Origin of the sequence: Nocardia salmonicida NBRC 13393, from assembly GCF_001613085.1 — a bacterium.
Lineage (GTDB): Bacteria > Actinomycetota > Actinomycetes > Mycobacteriales > Mycobacteriaceae > Nocardia > Nocardia salmonicida.
Genome location: NZ_BDBR01000027.1, coordinates 79,250 through 97,794, shown reverse-complemented (window position 1 = coordinate 97,794; position 18,545 = coordinate 79,250). Strand labels below are relative to the sequence as shown.

The window sequence follows — 18,545 nt, the reverse complement described above, 5'->3', positions numbered from 1 at the left end:
GGATAGAGTCCGAATCGTGCCGAATTCGGTACCTTGACCCCTTGAGGTGGCGATTTGGTGATGAACGAATGGCGGTGACGACCCACCGGCGAGAACGTTGAGTATGCGTCGGCGAGGTCGGGGGGCGATCGGGCCGACTGCGCCTCCCTTATTGTCCGATGCTGTTTTCGTGACCATGTTGCAAGCTTTCGTCCAGGGAAAGGGGCAACTTTGCGGCTATATAATCGACCTCTTGAAGATAGCGGTATCAACGGAGGTCGGAATGGGCCGAAAGAGTCGCGTAGATGGCAGTCCGGACCGGTCTGATAGGCCGGAAATCAGCTCATTCCGTTCTTCCCGAAACGTGGATTCGGGTAACGGTTCCGGCGCTGGCTCCGATACTAACGGAGACCCCTCATTCGATATCTTTCCCCTGACGGCGGCACAGCGGGGGATCTGGTTTGCCCAGCACCTCGCGGAGTCCTCACCGATTTCCGTGGCCCAGTATGTCGAGATCGTGGGCGAGTTGGACACCGAACTGCTTGCCGAGGCTTGCCGAACCGCCAGTCGCGAGTTCGAATCCGGGCATATGCGACTGATCGAGGTCGACGGAGAGCCGTGTCAGTTCGTCGACGCGGAGCATGGAGCTCTGGTGTCGATCCTGGACCTGCGCCACCACGCCGATCCGGTCGCGACTGCGCACAGCATGATGGTCCAGGACTATTCCGCTCCGCTGGACGTGCTGAACGACCACCTCGTGACAGCCATTGTGTTCCAGGTCGGCGAGGACCATTTCCTGTGGTACCAGCGAGCGCACCACATCGCGCTCGACGGATTCGCCGCGGTAACGATGTTGCACCGGATGACCGAGTTGTACAACGCTTGGGTGAAGGGCGAGGAACCGCCATCGTGCGCGGCGCAGGACCTGGGGGTCATCGTCGAGCAGGATCTGGCGTACCGGGGCTCGACGCGTTTCGACAACGACCGCAGATATTGGCTGGAGCACCTGGAAGGCGCGCCGCCCGCCGTGAGTCTGGCCGGTCGCGTCGGTAAGCCCACCATTCATCCGGCGCTGGTCAGCACAGAGTTGCCCGACGCCACCGCGAGTCTGATGGAAAGCGTCGCGCTCGAACATGGTCAGAGCGTGGCTCCGACCATCGTCGCGGCATTCGCCGCGTACCTCGCGCGGATGACCGGTAGCGATGAAGTAATGCTGAGCCTGCCGGTGTCGGGTCGGCACTCTGCCGTGCTGCGCCGTTCCGGGGGGATGGTGGCGAACGTCGTCCCGCTGCGGGTGCGGGTCGCGGGCCGCAGCGTCGGCGAACTGATCGCCGCTGTGCAAAGCGAGTTGACGAGCGCACTTCGGCGCCAGCGCTACCGCCAGGAAGACATATTCCACGATATGGGGATCGCGCGCGACGAGGCGGTATCCTTCGGGCCGGCCGTGAACCTCATGATGATCGAGAACGAGGTTGTGCTCGGTAACACGACAGGCCGCCTGAACGTCCTCACCTCAGGCCCTACCGCCGACCTCTTCGTCAATATCTACCCTGGTGCGGGCAAAGACAGTACACATATCGACTTCCAGGGAAATCCGAGTGTCTACAGCCAGGACGAGCTCACTGGTCACCACCGGCGCTTCCGTATGTTCCTGCACGAATTCCTCGCCGGGGGAGCGGGATGCCCGGTCAGCAGATTGTCGCTGCTCGACGCACAGGAACGGTCAGCGCTGCCGCGGGTGCGGGGGCCGAGCGGGGTCGAAACCCGGCTGCTTCCGGAGATCCTGACCGAGAGCGCGCGCCGCGATCCTGGTGCGTGCGCGATCATCTCGGCCGGGCAGACAATGACGTACGGCGAGCTGGATACCAGATCCTCGCAGCTGGCCCGCCATCTGAGAGCCCTGGGGTGTGGGCCGGACACGGCGGTCGCGATCATGCTGCGACGCTCGGTCGAATCTGTCGTGGCGACGTGGGCGGTCGCGAAATGTGGGGCCGCGTTCGTCATGGTGGACCCCGAGTACCCGCGCAAACGTGTGGAACATATGGTCGCCGACAGCGGTGCGGCCGTGGCGATCACGGTCGACGCCTTGCGCGGGCGGCTCCCGTCGGCGATGCGTTCTGTGGTTCTCGATGACCCCGCGACCCTGGGGGAAGGCAGCGCCGCGAGCGCACCGATGTCCGAGGGCGACATGATCCGCCCACTACGGCCGTCCAATATCGCTTACATCACCTATACCTCGGGATCCACCGGAGCGCCGAAAGGCGTCCAGGTCACGCACACCGGCCTCGCGAATCTGGTCGCCGATCGCGCCGCCACGTACGGAATCGACACGACCTCTCGGGTGTCCTATGCCCTCTCGCCCAGCTTCGACGCCGCCATGGAACAGTTTCTGACCTGCTTCGCGAGCGGATCCACGCTGGTGATCGTGCCGCCCGAGGTCACCGGCGGCGAGCCGCTCACGCGACTGCTGGCAGACGAGCACGTGACCCACCTGACGCTGACGCCCACGATGCTGGCAACCGTGGACCCGCACGAGGCGACCGACTTGCGAGTGGTCGTGGTCGGCGGCGACGTCTGTCCACCGCACGTCATCGAGCGGTGGGCGCCGTCGGTGTCCATGTACAACGAATACGGTCCCACCGAGGCCACCGTGACCGCCGTCGGCGCCATGCTGACACCCGACCACGCCCACCTGGTCGGTGGCCCCATTCGTGGTGTCTCGGCGATGGTGCTGGACCGAACGCTGCAACCGGTGCCGAAGGGCACCGCGGGCGAACTGTATCTCGCCGGGCCGGGACTGGCCCGCGGATACAGTCATCTGTTCGTCGCCACCGCCGCCCGGTTCGTCGCGGATCCGTACGGTGGCCCCGGCGAGCGGATGTACCGCACCGGCGACATCGCGCGCTGGACCGGCGACAACGCCGAAATGACGCTGGAATTGGCGGGGCGCAGCGACTTCCAGGTCAAGATCCGTGGCTACCGGATCGAACCGGGTGAAATCGACGCCGTGCTCACCACACACGAGGACGTGGATCTTTCCGTGACGGTGCCGGTGCACAACAACGCGGGCACGACGGTGCTGGCATCGTATGTGGTCCCGGTCAGCGGCCGTCGGATCGAACCTCTCGAACTCGAGCGCTTCGCCCAGGATTCGCTGGCGCCGCATATGGTCCCGGCGGTGATCCTCCCGTTGGACCGCCTCCCGGTGAACGCCTTCGGCAAGCTTGATCGCGGCGCTCTGCCGAAGCCGGAATTCGGGACCGCGCCAGTCGGCCGGACGCCGGCCACCGCCAGGGAGAAGGCGGTCGCGAAGCTGTTCACCGAGGTGCTCGGCGTGCCGCTCGTCGGGGCGGACGACAGCTTCTTCGCCCTGGGCGGCGACAGCATTCTGTCGATCCGGCTGGTGGCGCGGGCCAAGGGCGAGGGCCTGAGTTTCTCCACCCAGGATGTGTTCGTGCACAAGACCGTCGCGGCCTTGGCGGCCGCTGCCACGGCCACGCAAGCACGCGATACCCCCGAGTTGGACGAGTTGCCCGGAGGCGGCGTCGGACCGATGCCGTTGTCGCCGATCATGTGCGCGATGCTCGATCGGGGTCATTACGACCGATTCGCGCAGGCCGCGCTCGTGCAGCTGCCCGAAGGGGTCGATCGGGCGGGCCTCGTGCGCGCACTGGGAGCCCTGCTGGACCGCCACGACCTGCTGCGCGCGGTGTTGCGCGGCGATTCGGGTGATCGGTACGTCGAGGTACTCGAGCGCGAAGCGGTCGACCCGGACGCCGTGCTCATCGATGTTCGGCTCGATCGGCGAGACGCCGCCGAGGTCGACCGGCACCTACAGCAGGCCGCGGATCGATTGGACCCGGCCGAGGGCGTGCTCGTTCGAGCCGTCTGGATGCGGGATCGCAACGGCTCGGGACCCGACCTGATGTGGCTGGTGGTTCACCATCTCGCCGTCGACGTGGTGTCGTGGCGCATCATCCTCGCCGACCTCGCGCAGGCCTGGACGCAGGTATCCGACGGCGGCGAACCGGATTTCGGCCCGATCACCACCTCGTTCCGGCGATGGGCGCACGGCCTGGTCGAGCGGGCGCCGAGCAGACGGTCGGCGGAGCTCGACGGGTGGAAAGACGTACTCGCGCGAGGTGATCAGCTACTCGGATCGCGCCGTCTCGTTCCGGATCGTGACGTCGGGGCCACGGCGGGCCGGGTACATCAGCGCATTCCGGCAGCGGTCACCGAGGCGGTTCTCACCACCATTCCGGACCGCTTCCACTGCAGCGCCAACGATCCGCTGCTCGCGGCCCTGGTACTGGCACTCGGAGAGTGGCGGCGCAGGCGCGGTACGGCGGCGACCGCCGGAGAGTTGATCTCGCTGGAGGGGCACGGCCGCGAGGAGCAAGCCGTACCCGGCGCCGATCTCAGCGGCACCGTGGGCTGGTTCACCACACGCTTCCCGGTTCGGATCGAGTGGAACGATATCGATCTCGATGACGCGCTGGCCGGCGGCACGGGCGCTGGAACGGCGATAAAACAGGTGAAGGAGCAGTTGCGCGCGGTGCCGGGCAACGGCATCGGCTACCAGATGCTGCGTCATCTCGATCCCCAGGGCAGGGCCGAGCTCGCGGACCTGCCCGAACCGCAGATCAGTTTCAACTACCTCGGGCGGGTGGGTGTCGGCGAACGCTCGGTGCCCTGGGCGCCCACCACCGAGTTCACCGCACTGACCGCGACGAGCGATCGGGAGATGGCGCTGCCGGCCCTGCTCGATATCAATGCGATCGCCGAGGAAGGTCGCGACGGGCTCGAACTCGACGTGACCTGGGAGTTCGCTTCGCAGGTACTGGACCGCGAGGACGTCGACGAGCTCGCCGGGCTGTGGGCTCGCGCCCTGGGGGCGCTTGCCGAGCACGTCCGATCCGACACCGGATACGGCTTCACCCCCTCCGACTTCCCGCTCACCGCGGTAGCGCAGGACGATGTCGACCGGTGGCTGGGCGAATACCCGTCGATGATCGATGTGTGGCCGCTCACCGCCTTGCAGTCCGGGCTGCTGTTCCACACGGTCTACGACCGCGACGGCGACGACGGCTACATCGTGCAGGTGGCGCTGACGTTCGCCGGGCAGGTGGACGGGCCCCGGATGCGGCGGGCCGCGCAGGTGCTCATCGACCGGCACGACAGCCTGCGGACCGCCTTCGTCGAGAGTGCCGATGGGCCACGCCAGATCGTTCTGCGCGACACCGAGGTCGATTGGGGCGAGTCGAGTATCGCCGACATCATCGATGCCGACCGGCAGGCGCGGGCCCTTCGGCGTCTCGCGACGGCGGCCGCGGCTCCGTTCGATCCGGCCCACCCACCGCTGGTGCGGTTCCACCTCGTGCGCACCGGCGTAGATACCTTCCAGTTGCTGGTCACCAACCACCATCTCGTGCTGGACGGCTGGTCGATGCCGCTGCTGATCCACGAGTTGCTCTCGTTGTATATCTCGGACGGCGATACCGTCGAGCTCGCGCCCCCTCGTTCGTACCGGGAGTATCTGCAGTGGCTGCAGGCTCAGGATCGCGACGCCGCCATCGCCGCGTGGCGGGAGACGCTCGCCGGCATCGACAGTCCGACGCGGGTCACGGACAGGCCGGATCGGTCCGTCACCGCGCAGGTCGGTGAGGTCGACCTGAAACTGGACGCCGCGACCACCGCCGCGCTTCTCGATCTGGGCCGCTCACACGGCGTCACCGCCAACACGGCCTTGCAGGTGGCGTGGGCATTGCTGGTGGCCGCGCTGACCGGACGGTCGGACGTGGTGTTCGGCAATACGATCGCGCACCGTCCGCCGCAGATTCCGGATGTCGAGCGCATGGTCGGGCTTCTGGTCAACACGCTGCCCGTCCGAGTCCGCCTCGAACCCGGCGAAACCGTCGGCGAGCTGCTCGTCCGCGTGCAATCCGAGCAGGCCGCCATGCTGGATCACCAGTACGTCGGCTTGGCCGAGCTGCAACGGGCCACCGGCATCACCGATATGTTCGACACCGCGACGGTGCTCGAGTCCTATCCGCTCGACCGGGAACTGTTGGCGCGCAATCTCTCCGACGCCGGCTTGCGGTTCGTCGACATCGACGCCCACGATGCCACGCCGTATCCGCTGAGTTTGCAAGTGTCCCCGCCTCGGTCGAGTGGCGACCGACGACCGAGCGCGGCCGACCAGCCCGGTACCTACACGGTGGCACTGAAATTCGCCGCCGACCGATTCGATGCGGACGAGGTCCGCACGTTGCTCGAACGCTTCGAGCTCCTGCTCACCCAGATCGTCGGGTATCCCACCCGGAAGGTCGCCGCGATCTCGTCCTGCTGGGATTCCGAACGCGCGGAACTACTTTCGGTCGGCAGGGAGGAGCCCGCCGCGGAGCTCGTGTTGCGCGACATCCTGTGGGGAACCGCACGGAAGTGTCCGGATGCCGTTGCTGTCCGCAGCGGTGATGCCACGTGGACCTATCAGGAGCTGGAGCGTCGCGCCGACGGGTTCGCTCGCCTGCTGGCCGACCACGGTGCTCGCGCGGAGTCGATCGTCGCGTTGGCCGTTCCCCGGTCGGCCGAACTGGTGGTGGCGATCTGGGCGGTGGCGAAAACAGGTGCCGCCTTCCTGCCGTTGGATCCCGGCAATCCCGCCGCGCGGATCGAGGAGTTGTTATCGGACTCCCGGACCCGGCTGGGCGTGACGACCAGCGCTGTCGCGCCACAGCTTCCGAATAGTGTCGACTGGTTGACGCTGGACGCTTCGGCTTCGGACGCGCAGGAGGGTCGACGTCCGTCCGGTCCCCCGGCCGGGGCCGACCGGCTGTCGGCCGACAACGCGGCATACGTGATCTATACGTCCGGATCGACCGGCAAACCGAAGGCGGTCCACCTCAGCCATCGAGGACTGGCCGATCTCGTCGCGGCGCAAGTCGACGCCTTCGGCGTCGGTACGGATTCGGTGGTGTTGCAGGTCGCGTCGCCCGGATTCGACGCCTGCTTGTCGGAGTTGCTGTTGGCGCACGGCAGTGGCGCCGCTCTCGTGGTGGCGCCGCCGGAGGTGTACGCCGGGACCGACCTCGAGGATTTGATTCGCGCACAGCGGGTTTCGCACGCGATCATCACCCCCTCGGTGCTGAAGACCATGGATCCATCCCGGACGCCGTCGTTGACATCGCTCGCGGTCGTCGGCGAAGCGACCGAGCCGGACACCGTGAACCGGTGGGGCCATGGGCGACGCCTGATGAATCATTACGGACCTACCGAGTGCACGATCTGGGCAACGGGGTCGGAAGTCGTCCCCGGCGAGCCGGTGACGATCGGCGGCCCGATCCCAGGCGCGTCCGCGATGGTTCTCGACACGTGGCTGCGGCCGGTGCCGGTCGGTGTCGTGGGCGAGCTCTATATCGGAGGGCCCGGACTCGCCCGCGGGTACGTCGATCGACGGGGCGTCACCGCGTCACACTTCGTCGCGGATCCGCGATCCACCCGCGGCGAGCGGATCTACCGCACCGGTGATTCCGTGCGCTGGGTCCGCGGACGCGCCGGATTGGCACTGGAATATCTGGGCCGGGGCGATCAGCAGGTCAAGATTCACGGTCTGCGGATCGAGCCGGGGGAAATAGATGCCCACCTGGCTCAGCACCCGGAGGTGGCGAGCGTGGCCACCGTCGTGGTGAAGGGGCCTGCCGACGAACCGATTCTGGTGTCCTATTTCGTCTCCTCCTCGGATGCCACGATAGATGTGGCGGCACTCGGCGACGATCTCTCGGGCACGCTACCGCGATATATGAATCCCGCGGCGATCGTCCAGCTCGAGGAGATGCCGCGGACGCCCACCGGGAAACTCGATCGGAAACAATTGCGGCAGCGGGCCTTCGAATCCGACGCCGCAGGCGGCAGAACGCCGTCGACGCGGACCGAACAGGTCGTGGCGAAACTCTTCGCCGAGGTGCTCCATCTCGACACCGTGTCCGCCGACAGCAACTTCTTCGCGCTCGGCGGGGACAGTATCGTCTCGATGCGGCTGGTGGCGCTGGCGAGATCCGCCGGGCTCACGTTCACGCCGCGAGATGTGTTCGAAGGCAAGACCGTTGCCGCCCTTGCCGCGATGGCCGGCGGCGATCCGGTGCCGGTGACAGATCGCGCTTCGGACTCTCCACTCGTCGCGCTCGCACAACCCGACCTCGCTCGGCTCGAGCAGCGATACCACGGTCTGTCCGACGTATGGCCGTTGTCGCCCATGCAATCCGGCGTGCACTTCCACTCGACGTTCGACCCGGATGCCGGGGACAACTACACCGTCCAGACGATGATCGGATTTTCCGGAGCGGTCGACGGTGAGCGCCTGCGCCGTGCCGCTCAGGCCGTGGTCGACCGGCACGACATCCTGCGGGCTGCCTTCGTGGAGACCGCGGCGGGGCCGTGTCAGATCGTGCTCGACCATGCCGAGATCGGTTTCCGAGAGATCGATCTCGGCGATGCGGAATCCCCGGCCGACCCGGAATCGATTGCCGCGGCGGACGCGGCGGCGGGATTCGATCTGTCGGCTGCTCCGCTCCTGCGCTTGACGCTGATCCGTCTCGACGCGGGGTCCTTCCGGCTGCTCGTCACCAATCACCATGTGATCCTGGACGGCTGGTCGATGCCGCTGCTGATGCGAGAACTGCTCGACTACTACGGGTCTCCCGACCATATCGACTCCGCCGGACCTGCTCCCTCCTACCGCGACTATCTGTCCTGGCTGGGACGCCAGGACAGTGCCGCATCCAAAGCGGCATGGAAGCAAGCCTTTTCGGATGTCGACGCACCCACCCGGGTGTCCCGCGACGTGGGCGCGGCGGGTTCGGTATCCACCGCTGAGATCGGGGCCGAGCTGACGGCAGATCTTTTCGGAGACCTCCGTCGAGTGGCGGCGGAAGCGGCCGTCACCCTCAATACGGCGGTCACCGCGGCCTGGGCTCTGAATCTGCGCGTGCTGACCGGGGAGACCGATGTGATCTTCGGCTCCGCGGTGTCGGGACGGCCCCCGGAGTTGCCGCTGGTCGATCAGACGCTCGGTATGTTCCTGACTACGATTCCCGTGCGAGTCCCGCTCGAACCCACCATGACGGTGCGCGCGTTGCTGACCAGCATTCAGGCGCGGCACGCCGGCATGCTGGATCATCACCATATCGGCCTACCCGAGATCCACCGCAGCGTCGGCCTGCCCGAACTCTTCGATACCGCCATCACTTTCCAGTCGTTCCCCGTCGACCGGACGGCACTGCAGCGACTCATCGATTCGGCGGGCCTGCGGGTGGACGAACTCAGCGGTGTCGACGCGACGCCGTACCCGCTGAGCCTGGTCGTGGAACCGAAACAATCCGAGCACGGCGAAGCACAGGGACTGCGGATCACCCTCCGATTCCACGACCGCGCATTCGACACCGCGGCCGCGCGCCGGATCCTCGACCGCTTCGTCGAGTTGCTCGGCCGGATCGCGGTCAACCCCGACGTCCGGCTGGGCGAGCTGCCGCTCGGCGAGGAACCGGGGCCGTCATGGCCGGATTCGGTTGCGGAACAGGCGATCCCGGACACGCTGGACCGGATACTCGCCGCTCGCGCTGCCGCCGAACCCGACGCGATCGCCGTGCGATGCGGTGACACCGCCATGACCTACCGGCAACTCGACGAGCGATCCGCACAGCTGGCGCGGGTCCTGCTGCGGCACGGTGTCCGGCGGGGACAGGTCGTCGCCGCTGTGCTTCCGCGATCCCTGGCGGCGACCCTCGCCCTGTGGGCCGTGGCGAAGACCGGCGCGGCGTTCCTGCCGATAGATCCGACTCTGCCATCGGAGCGGATCGAATATCTGCTGTCGGACTCGGGAACCGCGCTCGGGTTGACCGACACGTTTGCCAGGGAACGTCTTCCTGACAGCGTCGAGTATCTGATCCTCGACCAGGAACAGATACTCGACGCCGAGGACTCGGTTCCCGCTGGGCCGATCACCGACGCCGAACGCGACGGACCGATTCGACGGGGGCAGACCGCGTACGTGAGCTATACCTCCGGGTCGACCGGTATGCCCAAGGGCGTACTCGTCAGCCATCGCGGTCTGGCCGATATCGTCGCGGCGCAGCGGCGGATACTCGGCGTCGACCCGATGTCGGTGGTCCTGCAGGTGGCCTCGCCCAGCTTCGACGCCTCGGTGTTCGAGTTGTTGATGGCGCACGGCTCGGGCGGTCGACTGGTCGTATCGCCTGCCGATGTCTACGCCGGCCCCGAGCTGGCGGATCTCATCGGGCGCGAACATATTTCGCATGCGGTGATCACTCCCTCGGCGCTGGCGACCATCTCGTGCGACGGTCTCGACGGGCTACGTGTACTGGCAACCGCCGGTGAGCCGGTCGGGCCGGAGCTGGTCGATCGGTGGGCGCCGCATCGCACCATGGTCAATCTCTATGGGCCGAGCGAAAGCACTATCTGGGCTACCGCCAGCGGCGCACTGACGCCCGGTGCCGCGATCACGATCGGCAAGCCGGTCGGCCCCGTGGCGGTCGTCGTCCTCGATACCTGGTTGCGGCCCGTGCCACACGGTGTCGAGGGCGAGCTGTACCTGTTCGGCGCCGGCTTGGCCGACGGGTACGCCGCCCGAAGGGGGTTGACCGCGGCGCGATTCGTCGCATGCCCGTTCGCGGAGCCGGGGCAGCGCATGTACCGCACCGGTGACGTGGTGCGCCGCGGCGCCGACGGCGATCTGGAGTTCTTGGGGCGCAACGATTTTCAGGTGAAGGTGCACGGCACCAGGGTCGAGCTGGGTGAGATCGACGCGGTGCTCGACGCGCGTGCCGATGTGGCGTACGCGGTCACGGTGCCGCGCCGCGACGGCGGACACCCGGTGGTGCTGGTGTCCTATGTCGTGCCCGCGCCGGGGGCGGAGGTCTCGGGCGAGGAGTTGCGTGCGGCACTGGCTGAGGTGTTACCCCGGTACACGGTGCCGTCCGCGGTGATGGTGCTGGACGAGGTACCGCTGACCGTCAACGGGAAGCTGGATCGCGAGCGGTTGCCCGAGCCGGTTGCCGTCACGCGAGAATTCCGGGCGCCGTCGCCAGGATTGGAAGAGTTGGTCGCGCGGACCTTCGAGCAGGTGCTCGACGTGGACCAGGTGGGCGTCGACGACGACTTCTTCGCACTGGGCGGCGATTCGCTGAGCGCCTCGATGGTGGTGGCGCGCATCGGCGCGGCCCTGGACGCGCGAGTGCCGGTGCGATCGGTTTTCGAGGCGCCGACCGTCGGCGGATTGGCCGGGCTGGCCGCGGCGGCCAGCGGTGGGGGCCGGTTGCCCCTGCTGCCGGGGGTGCACCCCGACTCCGTGCCGCTGTCGCTGGCACAGCAGCGGATGTGGTTCCTGAACCGGTTCGAGCCGGACTCCGCGGTGCACAACATTCCGGTGATGCTGCGGCTGTCCGGACGGCTGGACACCGAAGCGCTGGGTGCCGCGCTCGCCGATGTGGTCGCGCGCCACGAAGTATTGCGGACGATCTATCCGGAAGCCGCCGGTGAGCCGCGGCAGGTCGTTCTCGACGAGCCCGCGGTGCCGGTGCGGCCGGTGCGAGTGCACGCGGATTCGGTCCCGGAGGTGGTGGGCGAGTTCGTGCGGGGTGGATTCGATGTGACTGCCCGAGTGCCGATGCGAGTGGGATTGTTCGAGCTGGGCGCCGAGCACGACAGTGACACCGGCGAATTCCTGCTGGTGCTCGTGGTCCATCACATCGCAGGCGACGGTCAGTCGATGGGGCCACTGGCCCGTGACGTGATGGTGGCCTACGTCGCGCGACTGGCCGGGCAGGCGCCGGAGTGGGAACCGCTCGCTGTGCAGTACGCGGACTACGCGTGGTGGCAACGGCAGATGCTGGGAGCCGCGGACGATCCGGCGTCGTTGATGTCGCAGCAGGTGGAGTTCTGGCGCTCGACCCTCGAGGGTGCACCGGACCGGCTGGAACTACCGGCGGACCGCCCACGCCCGGCCGTCGCGTCGCTGTCGGGAGACCGGGTACCGGTGGAGATCGGTGCGAGGCTGCACGAGCGGCTGGTCGCGCTGGCCCGGTCGCGGGGGTCGTCGCTGTTCATGGTGATGCACGCCGCGCTGGCAACGGTATTGGGGCGGCTCAGCGGCAGCGACGACGTCGTGATCGGCACCCCGGTCGCGGGGCGGGGCGAGCCCGGTCTGGACGATCTGGTGGGGATGTTCGTGAACACGCTGGCATTGCGGACCCGGGTGGATACGGGCGAGCCGTTCGCCGAGTTGCTGATGCACACGCGGGAGACGGACCTGCTGGCGTTCGAGCACGCGGACGTGCCGTTCGAACGGGTCGTGGAGGAGTTGAACCCGGAGCGATCGGCGGCCCGACATCCGTTGTTCCAGGTGGCCTTGGCATTCCAGAACGTGTCGACGGTCGATGTGGTGCTGCCCGACGTCCGGGTGACGCGGGCGAATGTGGATACCGGGGCGATCCAGTTCGACCTGCAACTGGTGCTGGCCGATTCCTCCGGCAATGCCGGTGCGGCACAGGGTATGTCGGGAATGCTGACCTATGCGCGGGATCTGTTCGACGAGGCGACCGCGGCGGCGATCGTCCGGCGGCTGGTGCGGGTACTGGAAGCCGTCGCCGACGATCCGGCCGTCGTAGTCGGGGATATCGACTGGCTGGAAGCCGACGAGCGCTCGGCGCTCACCTCCCGGGTCGGGGCGCGCACCGTGGAGGCGCTGGAGCCGCCCGCATTGCTGCCGGAGGTGTTGACCTCGGCCGTCCGGGACAACGGCGACGGTATCGCCGTCGTCGCGGGGGACGCCACGCTGTCGTACAAGCAGCTGGACGAACGATCGAACCGACTGGCGAGGTTGCTGATCCGCCGTGGCGCCGGACCGGAGAATCCGGTGCTGGTGGCGGCGGCGCGGTCGACGGAGTCCGTCGTCGCGTGGTGGGCGGTGGTGCGGTCGGGTGCGGCGTACGTGCCGGTGGACCCACGCTATCCCGAAGGCCGGATCGAGCAGATGGTGTCGGATTCTCGTGCGACGCTAGGGATTACGGTGTCGTCGGTCCGTGCCCAACTGCCCGATTCGGTGGACTGGATCGTGCTCGACGACCCGGCCGTCGCCACGCGGATCGACGCGGCGGCGAGCGGCCCGATCGGCGACGACGAGCGGACGCGGCCGCTGCGGGTCTCGGATGTCGCCTACGTGGTCTTCACCTCCGGATCCACCGGAGTGCCGAAGGGCGTGGCCGTCACCCATTCCGGCATCGCCGACTTCGTCTCGGGGCGGCGTGCCGATCGCGGGCTCCAGCACGCGTCCAGGGTGTTGCATTTCGCGTCGCCGTCGTTCGACGCCGCACTGATGGAGATCCTGATGGCGGTCAGCCGGGCCGGTGCGTTGATCGTGGCGCCGACGGGGATCTACGGCGGCGGTGAGCTGGCCGAGTTCTTGCGCGTGCAGCGGATCACCCACGCTTTCATGACCCCGGCCGCGCTCGCGTCGGTCGATTCGGCCGGGCTCGACGACTTGCGGCTGGTGATGTCCGGCGGTGAGGAGGTCCCGACGGATCTGGTGAGCCGATGGGCGGGTACCGATGTCACGGGCGCCCGGGAGTTCCAGGTGCTGTACGGGCCGACCGAGGCCACGATGATCGCCACGGCGACGCGCGCGCTGCAACCCGATGATCGGCCGACGATCGGTGCTCCGCTGCCGGGGATGCAGGCGCTGGTTCTGGATGCCCGCCTGCAGCCGGTGCCGGTGGGGGTGGCCGGAGAGTTGTATCTGGCGGGTCCGGCGCTGGCGCGCGGGTACCTGAACAAGCCGGCTACCGATGCGGCGCGGTTCGTGGCGCATCCGTTCGGGGAACCGGGACGCCGCATGTACCGAACCGGTGATGTGGTGCGCTGGAATACCGACGGTGAGCTGGAGTTCTTGGGGCGCAACGATTTCCAGGTGAAGATCCGTGGCTACCGGGTGGAGCTGGGCGAGATCGACGCGGTGCTGAGCGCGCGGGCGGAGGTGGCGTACGCGGTCACGGTGCCGTGGCGTGCGGGCACCGGTCCGGCGCAGCTGGTGTCCTACGCGGTGCCCGAAACCGGGGCGAGCCTTTCGGGCGAACAGTTGCGCGCGGCGTTGGTCGAGGCGCTGCCGTCGTACCTGGTGCCCGCCGCGGTGATGATCCTCGACGCGATTCCCCTGTTGCCGAACGGAAAGCTCGACCGCACGGCCCTGCCCGCACCCGTTGTCCAGGCCAAGCGATTCCGGGCCCTGGTGTCACCGGCGGAGGAGATAGTGGCGGGCGTCTTCGCCGACGTCCTCGGTATCGACGGTCCTGTCGGCGCCGACGACGACTTCTTCGACCTCGGCGGCAACAGCCTGGTGGCCACCCGGGTAGCCGCGCGGATCGGTGCCGCGCTGGAGGTGACCATTCCGGTGTCGGTGATCTTCGAAGCGCCGACGGTCGAGAGGTTGGCCGCGCGCGCCGAGTCGCAGGCCGACACCGGTCGGGTAGCGCTGACCGCGCAACCGCGTCCGGAGCGGATTCCCCTGTCGTCGGCCCAGCAGCGGATGTGGTTCCTGAACCGGCTCGAGCCCGGCTCGGCCGCCTACAGCATTCCGATCGTGCTACGGCTGTCCGGACGGCTGGATGTCGACGCGCTGCGCGCGGCGATCGAGGATGTGGTGAACCGGCACGAAGTACTGCGGACCGTGTACCCGTATGCCGAGGGCGCGCCGTCGCAGGTTGTCCTACCCGCCGCGCGGGCGTGTGCGCCGATCACCGTGACCTCGGTCGCGGAACCGGAACTGGAAGAGTCGTTGTCGGCGTTCGTCTCGACGGTGTTCGATGTGACGGTCGAGGCCCCGTTGCGGGTGCGGTTGTTCGAGCTCGGGCCGAACGAGTGGGTCCTGGCCGTGGTGGTGCACCACATCGCCTGCGACGGGTCGTCGCTCGGCCCGCTGGCACGGGACATGATGACCGCGTACACGGCTCACCTGCTCGGGGAGACGCCGAGTTGGCTGCCGCTGCCGGTGCAGTACGCCGACTACGCGATCTGGCAGCGGACGGTACTGGGTGCCGAAGACGATCCGGAGTCGCTGCTCCGTGCCCAGATCGACTACTGGACACTCGAATTGGCGGAGCTCCCGGTGGTGCTGGGACTGCCGACCGACCGACCGCGTCCGCCCGTACAGACCCATGCGGGCGCGAGCGTACCGTTGACCGTCGGCGCCGATCTGCATGCGGGACTCCAGCAGGTCGCGCGAGCACACAACACGACGCTGTTCATGGTCTTCCACGCTGCGCTGGCGGCCACGCTGGCCCGGCTGGCCGATACGGACGACATCGCGATCGGCACTCCGTTCGCGGGCCGCGGCGAGCCCGAACTCGACGATCTGGTCGGGATGTTCGTCAACACCCTGGTGCTGCGGACCCGGTTGACGCCGGGGATGACGTTCACCCAGCTACTCGAATACCAGCGGGGGACCGATCTGGCCGCGTTCGGGCACGCCGATGTTCCGTTCGAGCGGCTGGTGCAGGAGTTGAACCCGGTGCGGTCGCACGCCCACCATCCGCTGTTCCAGGTGATGCTGGCATTCCAGAACGTCGCCGGGGCCCAGTTCGAACTTCCGGGGCTCTCGGCGTCCGCGATGACGGCCGACGCCGACATCGCACTGTTCGATCTGCTGATCACGATGTCGGATTCCTATGACTCCGCCGGTGACCCGGCCGGCCTCAGCGGCGCGGTGATCTACGCCAGCGACCTCTTCGACGCGACGACAGCGACAGCGATCGTCGATCGCCTGCTGCGCGTGCTCGACGCGCTGGTGACCGATTCGGCACAGCCGGTGCGCGAGGTGGATCTGCTCGGCCCCGACGAACGCGAAACCATTCTGACGCAGTGGAATTCGACCGATCACAATCTGGATCCGGGCGAGACGCTCGCCTCCGTCTTCGCCCACGCCGCGCGGGCGCACGCGGACCGGCCCGCGGTGACGGCCGGCGAACAGACGTTGACCTATGCGGAATTCGCGTCCCGCGTCCATCGGTTGGCGCGGTGGTTGATCTCCAGCGGAGTGGGTCCGGAGTCGTTGGTGGCGCTGCGGATGCGACGTTCACTGGACCAGGTCGTCGCCATCTACGCGGTGCACGCCGCAGGCGGCGGGTACGTGCCGGTCGATCCGGACCTGCCGGCGGATCGCATCGCCTACATGTTGTCCATCGCCGCACCGGTGCTGGAGCTGTCGTCCCTCGAGGGGCTGGAGCTGTCCGGATTCGATGACGGGCCGGTCACCGACGCCGATCGGCTCGCACCGCTGCGATCCCACAATGTCGCCTACGTGATCTTCACCTCCGGGTCGACCGGTCGACCGAAAGGCGTGGCGGTATCGCACTGTTCGGTGGTCAATCAGATGCGGTGGGTCGATGAAACCTACGGGCTCACGCCGAATGACGTCGTGCTGCAGAAGTCCCCGGCCACGTTCGACATGTCGGTGTGGGAGCTGTTCGCGGCACCGGTGGTGGGCGCGCGGCTGGTGATCGCGCGAGCCTACGGGCATACCGACCCGGCTTATCTCGCCGAAACCATTGCCGCCCAGCGGGTCACGTTCGCGGCCCTCGTGCCGTCGATGCTGGCCGTACTCGCGGACACGGCACCCGCGGAATCACTCGAGTCGTTGCGGACGCTGCTGGTGGGCGGTGAGGCATTCGGCCCCGAGACGGTGGCCGCGGCACGGCGCATAGTGCCCGGGGTCGAGTTGCACAATCTGTACGGGCCGACCGAGTGCACCGTGTGCTCGACCGCGCATCGGGTGACCGAAACCGAGAGCGGGAACATGCCGATCGGCTCACCGGTATGGAACACGCGGGCATACGTACTCGACGACCGGTTACATCCGGTACCGGTCGGCGTCGCCGGGGAGCTGTACTTGGCGGGCACCCAGCTCGCACGCGGCTACCAGTCACGTCCCGGCCTCACCGCGGAACGGTTCGTGCCCGACCCGTACGGTGACGGCCTGCGCCTGTACCGCACCGGCGACCTGGTGCGCTGGCGCCGGACCGGCGAATTGGAGTACCTGGGCCGCACCGATTTCCAGGTGAAGCTGCGCGGCCTGCGCATCGAACTCGGCGAAATCGAGGCAGTACTCGCCGAGCACCCCAGCATCGCGCGGGCGATCGCGGTGGTGCGCCCCATCGGTGTGATGGAGCACCTCGTCGCCTACGTCGTGCCCGCCGCGGGCGCCACGGTCGATACCGTGGCGGTCTCGGCGCACGCGGCTACCAAACTGCCCGACTACATGGTGCCCGCCACGCTGACGGTGCTCGACACGGTGCCCCTGCACACGTCGGGCAAGCTGGACCCGTTGCGGCTACCGGAGCCGGTGCTCGCGGTAGCGGAGTTCAGGGAGCCTTCGTCCTGGCTGGAAGGCGAGGTCGCACGGGCCTTCGGAACGGTACTCGGCGTGGATCGGGTAGGCGCGGACGACGACTTCTACGCATTGGGTGGCAACTCGCTGAAGTCGGTGCAGGTGGTGAGCGAGTTGCGCAAGGAACTCGACTACGAGGTTCCGATCAGCTGGATGCTGTCCGATCCCTGCCCCGCCGACCTGGCGAAGCGGATCGAATCCAGAATCGACGCCGATCCCGCCGCCGACGGGACCGATGCCGGCTTCGACACGCTGCTGCCGATCCGGACCAGCGGTGAGCGAGCCCCACTGTTCTGTATCCACCCGGCCTTGGGCCTGTCGTGGTGTTACCGCACACTCGACCGCTACCTCTCCGACGATCGACCGATCTACGGCATCCAGGCGCCACAGATCAGCGGCGAGATCCCCGGTCCGACAACGATCGAAGAAATGGCCGCACGCTACTTCGCCGAGATTCGCGCCGTTGCGCCACACGGCCCCTATCACCTCCTCGGCTGGTCACTGGGTGGTGCGATCGCCCACGCCATCGCTGTCGAGATGCGCGCCGCCGGGGAAGAGGTCGCGCTGCTGGCACTGCTGGACGCCGAGGTGGGCGGTGTCGACGAGTCGACGCTGCGCGCCGTCACGGCCGGCGAGCTGATCAGCAATCTCGGCCCGGTCATGGGCGTCGATTTCGTCAGCCCCGACGCGAGTGCCGAGGAGGCCGCCGACCTGATCGAACGGCACCTGGGGAGCAGCCTCGGTATCGACGCCGCACGGATCCAGCGTCTGACCGATGCCTACAACCTGGCGGTCCGGGCCGCCGGCGCGTGGCATCCCGCGGTCCTGGACAGCGACGCGCTCTATTTCACCGCGACGCGCGAAAGGCGATCCGACGCCACGGGTCACGAGGGATGGGCGCGGGTGGTCCGTGGGCAGTTGTCGAATTTCGACATCGATGTGGCCCACCTCGATATGACCCAACCGGGTGCGATCGCCGAGATCGCCAGGATTCTCAACGCGCGATTGGACAGCTGACCGCGTTTCCGCTCGACCAGGTGGCCTTCCTGGCGGTCCGATTCGGTGCCTGCGCGTGCGACACCGACCTGGTCGCCTGCTATTTTGAACGTCGTTCAAT

At 67.8% G+C, this 18,545-nt stretch carries 1 protein-coding gene; it reads left to right on the top strand.

The genetic code is table 11. The features are described from left to right. Positions 1–175: 175 nt before the first annotated feature. Positions 176–18,445, top strand: coding sequence for a non-ribosomal peptide synthetase (locus NS1_RS24045; protein ID WP_255284670.1), 18,270 nt, complete (start codon positions 176–178; stop codon positions 18,443–18,445). The last annotated feature ends 100 nt before the right edge of the window (positions 18,446–18,545 follow it).